13 protein-coding genes are annotated in these 15,546 nt (G+C 44.4%); 4 read left to right on the top strand and 9 right to left on the bottom strand.

The window, feature by feature from the left end; genetic code table 11:
* Positions 1-11: 11 nt before the first annotated feature.
* The gene (locus AC07M6_RS03005) at positions 12-1,478 is read left to right on the top strand and encodes a SusD/RagB family nutrient-binding outer membrane lipoprotein (RefSeq protein WP_494887428.1); all 1,467 of its coding nucleotides are present in this window, start codon (positions 12-14) and stop codon (positions 1,476-1,478) included.
* 72 nt (positions 1,479-1,550) lie between these two features.
* On the opposite strand, the gene AC07M6_RS03000 is transcribed toward AC07M6_RS03005, so the two are convergent.
* Positions 1,551-2,978 carry an amidohydrolase family protein gene (locus AC07M6_RS03000; RefSeq protein WP_494887427.1) on the bottom strand — a complete coding sequence of 476 codons (1,428 nt, stop codon included), beginning with the start codon at positions 2,976-2,978 and terminating at the stop codon, positions 1,551-1,553.
* Between the two features lie 149 nt (positions 2,979-3,127).
* Here AC07M6_RS03000 and AC07M6_RS02995 point away from each other — a divergent pair, with 149 nt between their 5' ends.
* Both AC07M6_RS02995 and AC07M6_RS02990 read left to right on the top strand, forming a co-directional pair.
* Positions 3,128-3,322, top strand: a complete 195-nt coding sequence (locus tag AC07M6_RS02995) for a cold-shock protein (protein ID WP_494887426.1) — start codon at positions 3,128-3,130, stop codon at positions 3,320-3,322.
* A gap of 178 nt (positions 3,323-3,500) precedes the next feature.
* Positions 3,501-4,025, top strand: a complete 525-nt coding sequence (locus AC07M6_RS02990) for a hypothetical protein (protein WP_494887425.1) — start codon at positions 3,501-3,503, stop codon at positions 4,023-4,025.
* 21 nt (positions 4,026-4,046) lie between these two features.
* Here the strand turns inward: AC07M6_RS02990 and AC07M6_RS02985 are convergent, their stop codons facing one another.
* The 6 genes from AC07M6_RS02985 to AC07M6_RS02960 form a co-directional block, all read right to left on the bottom strand.
* A complete protein-coding gene (locus tag AC07M6_RS02985; RefSeq protein WP_494887424.1) occupies positions 4,047-7,361 on the bottom strand; it encodes a glycosyl hydrolase in 3,315 nt (1,104 codons plus the stop codon).
* Between the two features lie 260 nt (positions 7,362-7,621).
* Positions 7,622-8,065 carry a QcrA and Rieske domain-containing protein gene (locus AC07M6_RS02980; protein WP_494887423.1) on the bottom strand — a complete coding sequence of 148 codons (444 nt, stop codon included), beginning with the start codon at positions 8,063-8,065 and terminating at the stop codon, positions 7,622-7,624.
* A 31-nt stretch (positions 8,066-8,096) separates the two neighbouring features.
* The gene (locus tag AC07M6_RS02975; protein WP_494887422.1) at positions 8,097-9,005 is read right to left on the bottom strand and encodes a DUF5777 family beta-barrel protein; all 909 of its coding nucleotides are present in this window, start codon (positions 9,003-9,005) and stop codon (positions 8,097-8,099) included.
* A 22-nt stretch (positions 9,006-9,027) separates the two neighbouring features.
* Positions 9,028-9,576 carry a YceI family protein gene (locus tag AC07M6_RS02970; protein ID WP_494887421.1) on the bottom strand — a complete coding sequence of 183 codons (549 nt, stop codon included), beginning with the start codon at positions 9,574-9,576 and terminating at the stop codon, positions 9,028-9,030.
* 5 nt (positions 9,577-9,581) lie between these two features.
* Positions 9,582-10,895 (bottom strand): outer membrane beta-barrel protein, encoded by a 1,314-nt coding sequence (locus AC07M6_RS02965; RefSeq protein WP_494887420.1) that lies wholly within the window; start codon positions 10,893-10,895, stop codon positions 9,582-9,584.
* Positions 10,895-11,530 (bottom strand): RNA polymerase sigma factor, encoded by a 636-nt coding sequence (locus tag AC07M6_RS02960; protein WP_494887419.1) that lies wholly within the window; start codon positions 11,528-11,530, stop codon positions 10,895-10,897. The genes AC07M6_RS02965 and AC07M6_RS02960 overlap by 1 nt, the downstream gene beginning before the upstream one ends.
* 531 nt (positions 11,531-12,061) lie before the next feature.
* Between AC07M6_RS02960 and AC07M6_RS02955 the strand changes: the two genes are divergently transcribed.
* Positions 12,062-12,868 (top strand): glycosyltransferase family 2 protein, encoded by an 807-nt coding sequence (locus AC07M6_RS02955; RefSeq protein ID WP_494887418.1) that lies wholly within the window; start codon positions 12,062-12,064, stop codon positions 12,866-12,868.
* Here the strand turns inward: AC07M6_RS02955 and AC07M6_RS02950 are convergent.
* On the bottom strand, positions 12,849-14,066 hold the full coding sequence (locus AC07M6_RS02950) for a glycosyltransferase family 4 protein (RefSeq protein ID WP_494887417.1): 1,218 nt from the start codon (positions 14,064-14,066) through the stop codon (positions 12,849-12,851). The two genes, AC07M6_RS02955 and AC07M6_RS02950, sit on opposite strands and share 20 nt — an antisense overlap.
* Positions 14,066-15,487 (bottom strand): oligosaccharide flippase family protein, encoded by a 1,422-nt coding sequence (locus AC07M6_RS02945; protein WP_494887416.1) that lies wholly within the window; start codon positions 15,485-15,487, stop codon positions 14,066-14,068. The genes AC07M6_RS02950 and AC07M6_RS02945 overlap by 1 nt, the downstream gene beginning before the upstream one ends.
* Between the last annotated feature and the right edge of the window lie 59 nt (positions 15,488-15,546).

Below are 15,546 nucleotides of genomic sequence, written 5' to 3'. Positions count from 1 at the left end.
CATTTACTGAGATGAAAAAAACAGCATATATTTTTGTACTGATGTTGACATTTTCAGCATGTACAAAAGATTTAACGTCGTTAAATGTCGACCCTAAAAACCCGGCGTCCGTACCGTCCTACAGTCTTTTTACACAGGCGGAGCGCTCAATGGCCAATACGCTGACCTCTTCCAGCGTCAACCTGAATATATTCAGGCTGATTGAACAGCAATGGACAGAAACCACTTATTTAAATGAAACCCGGTACCAGCTGCCATCGCGCAACCAGCCGGATGCGATATGGAGCGCGTTATATACCGGGGCTTTGGCCAACTTTCAGCAGGCTAAAACCAAATTGGTTACCGATGTTCCCGATGCCGGCACTCAAAAAAACGAGACCGCTATTATTGACATCCTGCAAGCGTATACCTATTTTTACCTGGTTACTACTTTTGGCAATGTACCCTACTCGCAGGCGCTGGATATCAACAATCCTTTCCCAAAATATGATGATGCCAAAACCATATATAATGATCTGCTGGCCAGGTTAGATAAGGATATTGCAGCCCTTGATCCATCAGCCGGTAGCTTTGGCGATGCAGACGTGATCTACAAAGGCGACCCAGCCGCCTGGAAAAAGTTTGCTAATACGCTAAAATTAAAGATGGCCCTGGTTATTGCCGATACTGATAATACAAAGGCGCAATCTACCGTTCTATCGGCGATTGCAGGTGGTGTGTTTACTTCAAATGCAGACAATGCTACTTTCAAATATGTATCATCGCCGCCTAACACTAACCCTATTTGGGTTGATCTGGTGCAAAGCCAAAGGCACGATTTTGTGGCAACAACCGAGTTTATGAACTACCTGAAACCCAATACAGCCAACCAGGACCCACGGACGCCCTTTTATTTTGCGTTAAGCAGTAATGGTGTGTATGCAGGCGCACCTAATGGATCGGGTAATGGCGGTTTGGTTTATAGCCAATATTCCCTGCCGTCGGGGCCGCTGCTTACACCTGGTTCTACCGGTTCTTTAACCAATCCCGATTTCCCGGGTTTGTTACTGGATTATGCAGAAACACAGTTTAACCTGGCCGAGGCCGTAGTACGCGGTTATATTGGTGGTAGCGCAGCCACATATTATAATAATGGGGTTACTGCATCCATAACCTACTGGGGAGGCACAACAACCCAGGCAACAGCCTATTTATTGCAACCAGATGTAGCTTATCTAACCGCAAGTGGCACCGCACTGCAAAAAATTGCCCGTCAGGAATACGTTGCGTTATATAACAGAGGTTGGGATGCCTGGACGTTAACCAGGAGATTAGACTTCCCGGTATTGATTAAGCCAACAAAGGCTTATACCGATTTCCCTGTCCGCTTTACTTATCCTGTTAGCGAGCAGAATGTAAACGTGACCAATTACACACAAGCATCATCGGCTATTGGGGGTGATGATGTAACCACCAAGCTTTTCTTTGATAAGAATTAATGATGGCTATTATTAAAACAGGAAAAGCTGCTCGCAAGGGCAGCTTTTCCTGTTTTATCACTCCGGCTGATCTCAATTCATCCCCACATGCCCTTTTACCGAATCAAAGATCTTTTGCGAATCAAACCCTACGCCATTTTTAAACACCAGTTCTGTTTTGCGGATATTTTTGATATCAGTGGTCAGGTCGCCGTCAATCAATACCAGGTCGGCGTTTTTGCCGGGTGCTATGCTGCCTATTTCTGTTTGCCGGCCTAAATAAGCAGCGCCGTTTAGCGTACAAATTTTGATGGCTTGCTCGGGTGTGAAACCGCTTTCAACCAGCAATTCAATTTCCCGGTGATTAGAGTAGCCGCTTATTACCCGCCCGGCTCCTGTCGGGTCGGTTCCGGCAACCAGCAAGCCGCCCATGACTTCATACTGCTTTTCCCAGGCCTGTTCTTTTTTAAATAACGCGGTACTGGCCTGGTCCCGGTTTTGGGCAGCCTGCCATTTCTTTTGTACCATATCCCTCACTTCAGGGATAAGCGCTTCATCGGCGCCACCGGGGAAAACCTCACGCCCTGTTGATGGTTCAAAAACGGTGAGTGTTGATGTTAACGCTACATGCTTGCTGATCATGTACTTCATCAAATCCTTCATTTTAGGGCTGTTCACGTCCAGCTTCATCAGCGATTGGCGTTCGTGGTTATCGTCAACTGCATTCTCTACTTTAAGACTATCAAAATCGCCGCTGGCCATAAAACCGTGTTCCAGGTTATCTATACCAATTTCTGCTGCTTCACGATAAGTAACCGCGCCTATATGACCGGTTACTTTAAGATGCCGTTTATGTGCTTCGCGGACTACCGCAGCCATATCGGCTTTGGTGGCGTGTACATACATTTTAAAAGAAGTGCATCCCCTGTCGGCCCAAAAATTCACAGTTGCAGCGGCATCTTCAGGGCCTTTTATGGTGTTCAGCCCGGGGATATCATAGCCCTGCTCCTCAATATACGGAGCGGTTACATCCATGTCCGGGCCAATCATTTTGCCTTCGCCTATCAGGCGTTTAATAGCCAGATCGGTTTGCGGTTCAATACTCCCGGCTGTGCGGATGGTAGTAGCGCCACCCGCTAAATATAAACGCGGGAAAGAGTAAGGCATTTCGGCAATATTGAAAAAGCTGCCGGCTGGCATGGTATAATACATATGCTCGTGCAGCATCACTAAACCGGGGATAAGGGTTTTGCCGGTCCCATCAATTAGCTGCGCGCCTTCGGGCACTTTTATTTTGGCGGCATCACCCACCTGCTCTATTTTGCCTTTGTTAATAATAACCGTTTGGTTAAGTTTTGCCGGTTTACCTGTGCCATCAATCAATTTTACATTGGTAATAGCGGTAATTGGCGTGTTCACTTTAATAAAAGCTGATACCTGCGCGGTATATTGTTGTGCTATAGTCTGCAAAGCCAGGCCTTGCAGCAGGCAGAAAACCAGGAATAAACTATTCTTTTTCATGGATACAAATTAGGCAATTTGCTGCAAAGTTAATAGCTGTTAAACACCCTGTTGTAACTACTTATTTAAAATATATTTAAATACTTTAACCAAAAGTGAAATACACCGTTTATTATACCTACCTTGCGCACTTAGTAAAAAACAATATAATGCAATTACAAGGAACAGTAAAATTTTTTAACGGAACAAAAGGTTTCGGCTTTATTACACCTACAGCAGGTGGCCAGGACGTATTTGTTCACTCAACCGGCCTTATTGATGAGATCCGCGAAAACGACCAAGTAGCTTACGAAGTTGAAAACGGCAAAAAAGGCATCAACGCGATAAATGTAAAAGTACTTTAATATAGTATAAAATTAATCGTAAGCACCCCGTAACAGGGGTGCTTTTTTTGTTTAACAGGGTTTCGAATACACCTATAAAACACCATCCACGAAAGTGTAAAGGTTAAAATTTTGATTTATAGATAATAATTACTATTATTAGTTATTAATTATCCGGTCACATTTTAATCTTATCAAGATGCCTAATCACCTTTCAGTTCTGGGTATTATTCATACCGCCATTAGTATCCTTGCCATAATTGCAGCCTTATACGCATTAGCGCGCGATGGAAAGATCAATCCAACAAATTCATCAGGTAAATTATATATCCTGCTAACAGTAATTGCCTGCCTTACCGCGCTGCCTATTATGCGTACCGGCCACCCAACTCCGGGGCACCCGCTGGCTATTATTATTTTAGTTTTATTGCCTGTTGCGATATATGCCAAACCCATCCGCATTTTTGGTAAGGTGGCAGATTATGCACAAACCATTATCATGTCTTTCACCCTATTTCTGTCTATGATCCCGGCTACGGTTGAAACTTTAACACGCATACCCATCAGCCATCCTTTAGCCGTTAGCGACCAGGATCCTTTAGTAAAAACAACGCTTGGGATTGTTTTTATCATTTTCTTAGCCGGCGTAATTTACCAGGTATTGAAAATGAAAGCCAAAAAGAAAGCAACGTTATTACCCGATAACAGCATTAACTTGAGTTAACGCTGTTACCACAATATCTATTTATTCTTTATCATCCACACCCCAAATCTCAACAGGTCCCAATAAACCTGATGCATTCAGTGTTGTTTTAGGTGGCCCGAATGGCGGCGGCCCCGGGCTCAGGAACTTTTTATCGGCCGGCAGTAGCAAATCACCCGCTATGCGGTTAGACCATTCGTTGGTTACCTTCACCTCGATGGTGTTTTTACCGGGTTTTAAATACTTGCCCAACGCGGTAGTATAAGGCACCTTCCAAAGTGTATCGGGTTTGCTGCCGTTTACCGTTACTACGGCTATGTCCCCTACCTTACCCAAATCTATCCATACCGCAGCTTTGCCTTTTAGCCAGTCCTTTTTAATATCAAAGGTTTTGGTATAAGTAGCCGTCCCCGAGAAATATTTAATAGCGGGATCGGTATTTGCTGTCCACGAATTAAGGCTATCTGCCTGCATCGCTGCCGGCGCCCCCCAACCCGCCGGAAAGCTTAGTTGCCATGGCCCTGATATTGGGGCTATCAATTTTTCGGGCTGGTGGATAACCATCCGGGATATCGCGTTGGTGCTTTTATTAAACAGTATGTAAACAGCCTCACGCGGCAATAAATGCAAATGTACAGATGTTCCATTATCCATCGTTTTAAAAGCAGCGGGTTCTGCCGAGGCATTATCCGCATGCCATAATTCAGGTTCCTTACCGCTTATGCGGAAATCGGCATCCATGTCCTGCACTATATCGGTACGGTTCACTACCAGGTATATTTCAGTATCGCCATCATGGCGATGGATCCATGATACTTCTTCCAGTGTGCGGTGCGCATCTACATCTTTAACAATACCTTTTGCCTGCAACACTTTTTGGATGGGCAATCCCCATACCACTTTCCCTTTACCATAGGTACGTGTGGTACGGCTTACGCCATCCAAATCGCCCCAAACATTAAATGCTATTTCTTTTAACTCCTCATCGGCAGTTGGATAGCCCGTTAATCCGGGAGATTTTAATGGCTTTGGCCCTATTACGGTTGCACCAGCTAATACCAGCGCTTGTATTTTACGCAATACAGGCAAAGTCATTTCCTGGGTTTCGGGCAGTACCAGTACCGCATAATTCATCCCATCGGGCAATATCAGCTTGCCATTACCATCCGCCGACATACGGGTTAACAGGGCATCGGCATTAATATAATCAAAGGCATATCCGTTAGGTGTTGCCGGCTGTATACCCGGCCCCCAAAATGGCATGGTTGATGGCGCGCCTTCGTTCAGCAGGTAAACAATATCGGCTGTATACATGCCCCGCTGCATCATGTACGAGTTACGCGCGAGGTAGGTCATAAACGGGCGGCCCAATTCGGCCCAGGTGATATTGCGGTTAATGTGGGTACCCACCATGGTATTACCGGGTTTAGTATCCAGCGGCTGATGTGCCGAGGTATGGAACACCAGTCGGTTCACTCCTTGTGTAAACCAGTAATCAGCGAGTTTTTTTAAGGTGTTCGGCGATTCGTAATTACCGCCGGTGTAAGCTTCGGCAGCAACCAGCCCTTTACCATATACGTGCGATGCAGACGCCGCGCCGCGCATATCCTCGTAATACATGGATGACGGATGCAAGTCCCTTACCCAAAATTCCCCCATGGGGATATCCACATACTTCTTGTTCAGTAAAGCATCCTCCATCGATTCCAGTGAAACACCGCCTGCTTCACTATAGGTTTTTATACCTTGCTTATTCAGATAATTGGTTACCGTGCCATAATGGTTCTCGGCAAACATATCCACCAATGTGCGGCGGAAATCCCACAGAAAACGTTCGCTGGCATCGGCATCGCCCACAACATAGCCAGCAAGCGCGGGCAGGTAAGGCAGTATACTGTATCCACGGCGTTTCATAAACTCGGCCGGCATTTCGTCGGTCCAGTTTTGGATGTTGGCTTCCCAGCTATCCATTACCATATATTGCAGACTTTTGCCATACAATGGGCCAAGCGCTTTTTTAAGCGGAGCGGTATAACCATCCATGTAGGCTTCCACATGCTTTTTGCTTAACTTATCAGACTCATAACCTAAACCCGATGGTACCGCCGGTCTGTTTTTTGCACCTGTAAGCGCATAGCCGAAGCGCATAATAGTCCATTGGCCTTTGGGTGCATCAGTCCAGTTTAAAGTGCCATCGGGCTGCATTTTGGAGCTGAGGTCTACAACGTCCGATTTTGCAATGTAAGACGTATTGGGTTGCACAGGCGTTTCGGTACCGGCATATTCAAACAGGAAGTTAAACCCCGCTTTATCTTCCCAGCGGTTTATCCGTGCGCCGCTGTGTAATTCCACTTCGGTGATCTGGTAGGCTGTATCGATAGCGGTTGTTACTTCCGATATTACATCCGCGGGGCGGACGGGCGCATTGGTAAACTCTATCTTATAATACTTAGCCGTTACCGGCGAAAACGCATAGGTGCGGATATTACCGCCCCTGTATCCCGATTTGCCCGGTATGGTAGTTAGCGTGCGGTAACTAATACCATCATCGCTGGCCATTACCCTGCCAAAAGGTATCCCCCTGCGCCCGGCTATGGTAATAGCTTTGGCAGTATAAGGTTTGTTATAGGTGAGGATTAAGGAAGCTTTTTTAGTGGCAGGATCGGCTGGTACCGAGATGCCTGTAATGAGGTTTTGATCAAACAGGTCTTGCGTGTTCAATTTGCCTTTAAACGTACTTAAAGCTGGGGTTTCATTACCTGTCCGGGTAAGCTCATCGGCCGGGGTGCGGAACGCGATCACCGTGAAATCTTTATAGAAACCTTTAGTGCTGGTGCCATTTTTTAACAATGGCCCCGCCCCTTCATTTGATGGCGGTTGTGGCAGTGTTAACTTTACCGGTGCCGATGTCGCGTTAACCGAACTGGTGCTCCATACCAGTTTTTTCATAGCCTGCCCGGGTTTTACCCATGGGCCCCCTGTCAGGCTCCAGCCGGCAGAAGTAAACATGCTCATTTCCAATTGAAGCCGTTCGGCCTCGGTTGCGGTATATTTTACGGCATCCAGCCATTCGGGCGAGCCGAAAACTATTTTGTTGGGCACTACCTGCCCGCCGCCTGATGCTACATCGCCCAGTTGCATGCCCTGGATCCCTACACGCTTCATCCATTCCAGATCCTTCGTAATCCCCTCCTTGGTTACATTGCTGTTTGTCCAGTGCCACCATGCCCTTGGCCAGGCACCCGGCGGCGGATTTTTAAAGTCGGATCGAAGGTCGTTAGTCTGAGCAAAGGCCGGCAAACTAAATAGTAGCAACAGGCTTGCCCCTGCATGAATGATCGGGCGATAAACGTTCATAATAAAGGCTAAATCAGGTTATTGTGGTTGCTCAAATATAAATCAATGCAACAGTTGAAAAGCTTTTATTATTGTAACGATTTAGATGAAATCGGGCTGAGGATAATGATTGATCATCGGCATAGTGATAATGCAGTAAGCTTTTATTTGTTTGGCAGCAATTACCGGTTTAGCCTAAAAGAGAAAACCCGGTATCGTTAAATACCGGGCTTTTCCCAAAACAATCCTACATTCACAATTAGCGTTTAATTATTATTCCTTTAGGCTATCACCGTTAAGGTTGTGCCTGTTATACTTACCGTATATTGCTGCAAGGCAATTGCCGCCGGCCCTAACAAAACCGAGCCGGTTTTACTAAACTGACTGCCATGTAAAGGGCAAATAAAAATGCCCTGCCCATTATTATAGCCAATAGCAGTACCTTCATGCGTACAGGCAACCTGTACGGCAGTAAACGATGTTGCCACGTTACCGGCCGCAATACGCACCAGTATTACCCCGTTTGCTGTTTTTGAAGCGCCTATTGTTGTCAGTTCGGAACCAAGATCGGCCGAAAACACATTGCCGCTGCCTTTGGCCGGGCCCGAACCACCGCTTGCCGGCGTAGGCGAATCACTTTTGCTGCCGCACGAGGCTATCCCGCAACCGGCACATACAGCCAGTAAGCCTATTCCTAATTTTGATAAAAACTCATCTCTTTCCATAAGGCATTGTATTTAAGATTTATAGCTCTGGTTATTTATCTTTCTTTTTGTGTTTATTAAAATCAAACATCCTTGATATGGTGAAGCCCAGGCGGTATTGCCCACGTCCATACGCCATACCAATGCCATTGCTCAGGTAATTAATTTCGTTAACGGCACGGCTGTTTGTTACGTTCATCGTAAATACGTGCCCGCCTGTTTCAATTTCAAAACCTATCCCCAGCGGATCAGACCAATCGGTATTGTTTTTGGCGAACGTTGAAAAGTTTTTGGCGTAATCTATTATTATGCCCGCACGTTTGCTAATCGCTATCCTTGCCGTGCCCGCTAATGCGAAAAACTGCTGAGTGTTACCCACAACCAAAGGTATAGGCGTATTATTGCGCACATAAGATGGGGCTATTTGGACAGACAAGCCCGGCGAAAATTTACGGGCGAATAAGGCCTGAGCGAAGTAAGAAAACCTATCGTTTAAACTATTAAATGTACGGTATGGCCTCACCCCCATTTCACCAATCAGGGTGATAGCTATAGGCGAGCCTCCGTTGGTGGTTTGATGCAGCAGCGCGTATTTTAATTCCAGGTCGGCCAGGCCGCCTATGGTGCTCCTGCCGATATCGATGTTAAAATTATCTGTCACACCGTATTCAAACCCCAGGTATACATCGTTAACCGCGTCTAAACCAAAATAGGTTTGGCCGCCTCCGTTTTTCCCGGCAAAGTCGCCAAAGCGGTGGATCACCAAAAAGTTAAGGTTCTTTTTCTTGATCATTTCGGTTGATTGCAATAGCACCATCCGCGATGATTTGAAGATAACCACCGGCTGATTGGTTGTATCCTTGCTCAGTGCATTCATTAGCGAATCGGCCGTGCTTGTTTTTTGGGCCATCAATGTACCGCTTGTCATTAACGCGGCTAATAATATGATCGTCTTTTTCATCTATTGTGTGGTTATTTGTTGATTATTTGCTTTGATATTTACTATAAGTGGCCGCTACCTGTATTTTAATAGTTTCGGCTATGTTGTGAAAAACCAGGGTGGGTATCTTAATTTTATGATCGGCGCATTTCACCATAAACTCCGTACTCAGGCTAACTGTGCCGCCTTTTACCGTAAGGGTGCCGGGTATGGTGCGCGCTTGTTTAATTCCGTGTACATCCAAATCGCCGGTGGCATTTACGCTATAGGTCCCATCTTTGCTCAAGTCCGGGTGTTCCTGTATCTTTCCTTTAAATACGGCGTTGGGATATTTATCACTTTCCATATAATTCTCGTTAAAGTGTTCCTGCATCAGCGATTTATCAAACTTGAACGATTTGATAGATACGCTAAAGGCGATGTCGCCTGTTGCGGAGTTATAAACGGAAGCGCCGCTGCCTGTTTTAGCTTCGATATCCTCAATAGGCGCCTTTGAATAAAGGCTTACGCTGGCGGTTTTACAGATATAGGTGTCCCCGCCTGCCTGGTAAAACGCTAACCAGGCAAGTAAAATAATACTGATATGTTTCATGTTCTCTAAGGTGTTATCGACTGATTGATGTTCCAGCGAAGGCCCAAAGCAACCCCTGCCGACTGGAGTTTAACCTTACTGTTACCGATATCCGTTAATGGTACTTTTAAATATGGTTGTGCTGCAACGCTGAATTTTGAATTGAGCCGATGCTCGTAAGTAGCATTTAAATTAAGTACACCGAAAAAGTGCCGGTTACGGTTAATAATGGTTGTACTGGACGGCCCCGGAGTGCCTGGAGTTGCATAATCATAAAAATACTTTTCCTTCAGCATAATATATGATGACAAGCCCGAGCCTACACTAAAGGAGTTTTTACTTTTGCTATATAGCTTATAATCAATATTTAGAGGAATGTCCAGCACCCGGCAATCGGCAGATACGCTCTGCGGATCATTCCTGAATTTATAACCGATATAATAATTATCAAAAGTGGTAGCGTAGGGCTTTTTAGAATATGCTGCCCCCGTGCTAACGGTTAGCCTTTTAGTTAATCCGACTGAAAAAAGCACACCTATGTTAGCACCTACCTGGCTATTTTTAAAGGACCCGGCACCATTGATATCCGGCGATACCATCATTGCTAAACCAAATTGCGGTTTAAATTTAGATGAGCTGCTTACCTTAGGTTTTTTAACCTGTGCCTCGGATGGATTAGTTACAGCCTGCGGAGCATCGGGTGTTGCAGTATTGGCAGATGCCATACTTTGCCCGCTTAATACATCTTTTGCCGGGGCATTATCGGTACCGGTTACTGTAGTATTTACAACATTATCATTCTTAGCACCATTTGAAGCCAGGGCATTTTGCTGCTGAGGTGCGCTTACAGGCGGACTAACCGATTGCTTGCCAGCATTTACAGGCGATTGTGCCTGACTGTTCCCTTGCCTGCGATGGGGTTTGCTTACTGTGCCTGTATACACAGGCGCAACAGTTGTACCCACACGAGGCACCACTGCAACAGCGGGTGCATTAATAGCTGCTGTACCTGCGGCGTTGTTGTTATTTATTCCTTTTGCACCGGTGTTTGTATGGATCGTATCAACCGGCAATTGTTTTGCAGGCAAGGGTTTAGTAACCACAACTTTTTGATCAACCCCCGCGGGTTTAAATAGCCACCAGCCTAAAAACAATAATAATATAGCGGCTGCAGCACCAAGCCTTGGCAGCCAGTAAATAACGCCGCGACGCCTTTTGCCAGCATCCATCAGCCGCTCAAGGTTATCCCAATCCTGGTCATTATATCCAGCATGGGTATCCGGTATATCCAGCCCACTTTTGAATAGTTCGTCCAGTTTATTTTTCTCTTCCGCGCTCATTACCTTATTCCGTTTTTAAAGAAAACACCATTCACATTAGCAGCGTTTATGGCTACCACGGGCGAATAGTTGAAGTTACCGCCTCCGTTATCTGCGCGAGGCTCGTCGGCTTTTAATATCATTAGTTTTAGCTTTTGGCGTGCTTTATGAAGGTTTGATTTTGATGTACCGGCGCTGATACCCAGCATTTCGCCAATTTCATCGTGCCCGTAACCCTCAATAGCAAATAAGTTAAATACTGTTCTGTAAGCTTGCGGCAAACGCTGCACCATATCCAGCAACTGATCGTAGTTTAGCTTTTTATCTGCAAACTCCCCATCGCTTATATGTTCTGCTTTGTCCAGGTCATCTGTATAGGCCATTTTTAAATTGGCCCTGTAATGATCAATAGAAGCATTCATCATTATACGGCCAAGCCATGCTTTAAAAGGCCTGTCGTGATCGTACCTGTCAATATGCGTAAACACCTTAAAAAATCCCTGGTTCATTACTTCCGCCGCCTCATCCCTGTTACCCGCATACCTTAAACAAATGCCCATAGCAAAGCCATAAAATGCTTTGTACAGCAATTTCTGGCATTTCCTATCCTGCTTAGCGCAGCCTCTGATCAGTTGATGTAAATCTTCCTCTGTCATATATCCGGAGCTACCTGTTAAAGTATTGCGATCGTTTTAATAGTTTATTACCTACATCACGGAATAGTAAATATAAAGGTTGCCTGCGACATAATTTTTTTTAATTATAGTGTTGCTCCTGGTCAATATTTTCAGAAGGCCCTTATTTAATTAGTAATAAATGCCCTTTATTAAACAAATAAAAAACAATAGGCAACCATTTGCATTTTAGATACGTGTTAGGTACTAAATAAACCAGTTATAGTGTCTTCAAAATTTTTAACTATTCAGGATAGCTTTAAAGTAGAGCCGTGCATTAAATGCGGGCGCCGGCCAGTTATTGAACAGCGTGGAACAGCATGGATAGTATTATGCAAAAAAGACGCATGCAATAATGAAGTAGCCGGTAAATATGTTGATTTTGAGGCCTGGAATGACCGAAACAAAAAATAATGCCAACAATCCCTGTTATCAGGCAACCCTATCCATCTGGCCGACGATATATAATTATAAGCATCTTAATTTTTAGATGCCTGTCAGCACACACTCGCTATGGTTCCTGTTTCGGTTGTTATTATTACTAAAAACGAAGCTGAAGTTATACAACGCAGCATTGCAATGGCCCGGTTAGTTACCGATGACATTATTATTATTGATAACGGCAGTACAGACGACACTGTAAAAATAGCCACAGCCAACGGCTGCCAGGTATTTAGTGAAAGTTGGGATGGTTATGGTGCCAATAAAAACAAAGGCATAGCACATGCACGCTATAGCTGGATCCTGAGCATAGATGCGGATGAAATTATTGATAACGATTTGATCACATCGCTGCATCGCCTGGATTATCATAACCCGTCGGCGGTTTATAACATTCGTTTTAAAACTTATTTCGGCCATAAACTAATCCGCTTTGGCAGTTGGGGGCGCGATCATCATATCCGCCTGTTTAATCGCAATACCGTTAAATGGTCTGAATTGCCTGTCCACGAAACATTGCTACTCTCTAAAAAAACAGTCAAAAAAACACTGCAGGGGTATATCCATCACTATTCGGTAAAAGACCGGGACGAATGCCGCGAAAAAGCAATTCATTACGCATCGCTGAGCGCTAAAAAATATTACAGCTGCGGCAAAAGGAGTAATTTCATCAAATTATACTTCTCCCCAGCCTTTAATTTTTTACGCAACTATTTTTTATACCTCGGGTTTTTAGATGGCCCGGAAGGCTGGTATATCGCTAAAAATACGGCTAATAACACCTGGCTTAAATACCATTATCTGTACAGTCTGGAAAATACCGATACTAAAAAGCACTATGCTAAAGCCAATTTACGCTTTACTTATTTAACAGAATAGTGTTGAGCACTTGTTGATAATAGCAGATATTCTGTCCGGCTATCTTACTTATTTCAAAAACGTTTTTAACTTTTTCGTTGCCTTTTTCAGCCAGGCTATCAGTTACTTCCGGGTTATTCAATAAATACAAAATAGCTTCGGCTATTTGCCCGGTGTTACCGGGATCTACCAGCAATCCGTTTACCCGGTCGTCAACCAGCTCGGGGCCGGATGTACGGTTTGAATTGATCACGGCTGTACCGCAGGCCATAGCTTCTAATGGCGCTAAGGCAAAAGCTTCGGCGTATGATGGGAAAACAGCCATGACCGATGCCGCTAAATGATGGTATAATTCACCGGTTTTAACATGGCCCATAAAAGTTACGGTACTTTTTGCCTGCGCATTTAACAGGCGTACTACCTTTTGCCTACTGCCTTTACCCAATATCACCAGGCGGGCAGCCGGCATTTGCTCAATTACGATATTCCATGCTTTAGCTAACTGGTAGATGCCTTTTTTTTGCACCATAGTCCCTGTAAAAATTACCTGCAGCGGATTTTTTTTTACATCGCCTGTTGGCACATTTGTATTAATGCCATTATACAGCACTTCAATTTTATGCGGATATGAAAAATATAAGGCACTTTTTTTAGCTGTATAATTACTTACACCCGCTACCGCCGCCGCCTTGTTTAAAATATCTTGCTCCATTTTTAATATATGCGGCAATACAGATTTACCAGCCTCCCTATTAAAATAGGTGATGGAACCGTTCATTTTAACAACCACAGGAACAGATAAAGCGGGGAAGGGGATGTAAGATCTGCAATGATGGACGTAATCATTATAGTCAGGCATTTCAATAATGTCTATTTTATACTCCGCAATAATACTTTCCAATTTGTTTTTGTACAATGCCAGGCTTTTTTTAATGATCCTGTCCATGATACCGGTATCTTTAAATACCCGGTTAACCACACGCACAAAAAAGTTTTGCTGGTTGCAGCACCAGTTCCCATCTATTGTCCACCTGTAACGATAAACTTTTACCCCTTCGTCATTAAACTCATCCGGTCCGCCATATCCCGGGCTATATAAGCCTGCAACTACAACTGTATGCCCCATTTTAGCCATTTGTCGCGCCAATAATTGCACAGACGTACCTATGCCGCCATGCCTGCCGGGGGGATATTCATCGCACAGGTAAAGGATATTCATCAGGATAAAAACTGTTTAAAGTTGTAAAGATGCTGTTTGGTTATTTGCTTTGATATCAGCCCAATAAAAATATAAAGCGCAACAGCTATCAGTAACTGCACCGCAAAATGAATATTTAACCGGATAATGATAAAATAGATGATGCCGGCCAATGCGGTAAATATGATAAGCGGACGTAACGAAATAATCATCACCTGCCGGCCTACCAGGCGGTAGTATAAAACAACCTGCAGTAAAGTAGTGATTAAAAATGCAACCGATGCGCCCAGACCGTTAAATTTAGGGATAAACACCAGGTTCAAAACGATATTAACAACTGCACACGCAACGGTGATGCTTGTAACTGATCTGTACTTTTTAGCGCTAAAACTGACAGACCATAACAGGTTAATAAAAAACAGGAACGGGATACCAAGCGATAGTATAAAAAATTGAAGTGAATTAGTTGCTCCATATTTGCCGTGTGTAATTAAACCAACCAACGGTGTCCATAAAATATTAAGTGATAAGGGTATCAAAGCGGCAAAAAACAGTACAGTAGAATTAAACGACACGATCTGTAGTTGCTGCTGCGCATCCGGCTTATTCCCGCCAGCTAATAATCGCGAAAAGCGGGGCAATATCATAGGGGCTATAATATACATAGGCAGGCGGGCCAGTTCTGATGCCCGGTAAGCAAAGCTGTAATCGGCCAATACGGCATTGGTAGCCATGGTGCCCAACAATATCCAGTCCATACGTGATAAGCTGATATCAAAAATTACAGATATATACTGCGCCGCCGATTCCCTGATCAGTTTAAGATATGCCTTAAAATAAAACCTAAAGCCGAAGTTTGTTGTGATAATAATATAGGTGAGCAAACTAATAAATTCAAATCCTGAAGTACTGATCAGCGTGATAGTAACTGTAGCTGTATTAAGCAGGTGCAACTGCATGAGCCAATAGGCTGCTATTATTTTGCAGCTATTGCTGATCATGGAGATAATAGCATAAGGCGTAAAGCGTTCTTTTGCGTTTAAGAACTGTTTTAGCGGGATCCCCATATAAATAAGCCCCTGCGCAGCGAAAAACCAGGGCAGGTAATGCAATACGCCTGCCGCATTTTTAACCATTATATTAATGATCAATAAAATGGCCAGGGTAATGATAAACCCGGTAACCGAATGCCATAAAAGAGCGGCAGCGGCCCAATCCGACCGGTTCGACGCGGCTATCCTGCGGGTAACTACCTGTTCTAACCCTAAACCCAATACTGTGGTGAGAAACGTCGACATGGCATTCATCCAGCTGATCATCCCAAAATTATCCTTAGACAGGTAGATGGATATCAGGTAAAAAAAAGCCGCTGCCAGCACCTGCACCGCAATTGCCTGTAAACCGGATGAAAATAACCTGATCAGTAATTTATTTTTCAGCAATGCAATTAGTATTGAGTATCTATCAAAACTAATACAATCTTTTTTGTAACCGGGTTGCC

It is taken from the genome of Mucilaginibacter sp. GW821-FHT07H05 (assembly GCF_059418485.1).
The sequence above is the reverse complement of the archived record's forward strand: the minus strand, read 5'-3'. Positions and strand labels throughout refer to the sequence as shown.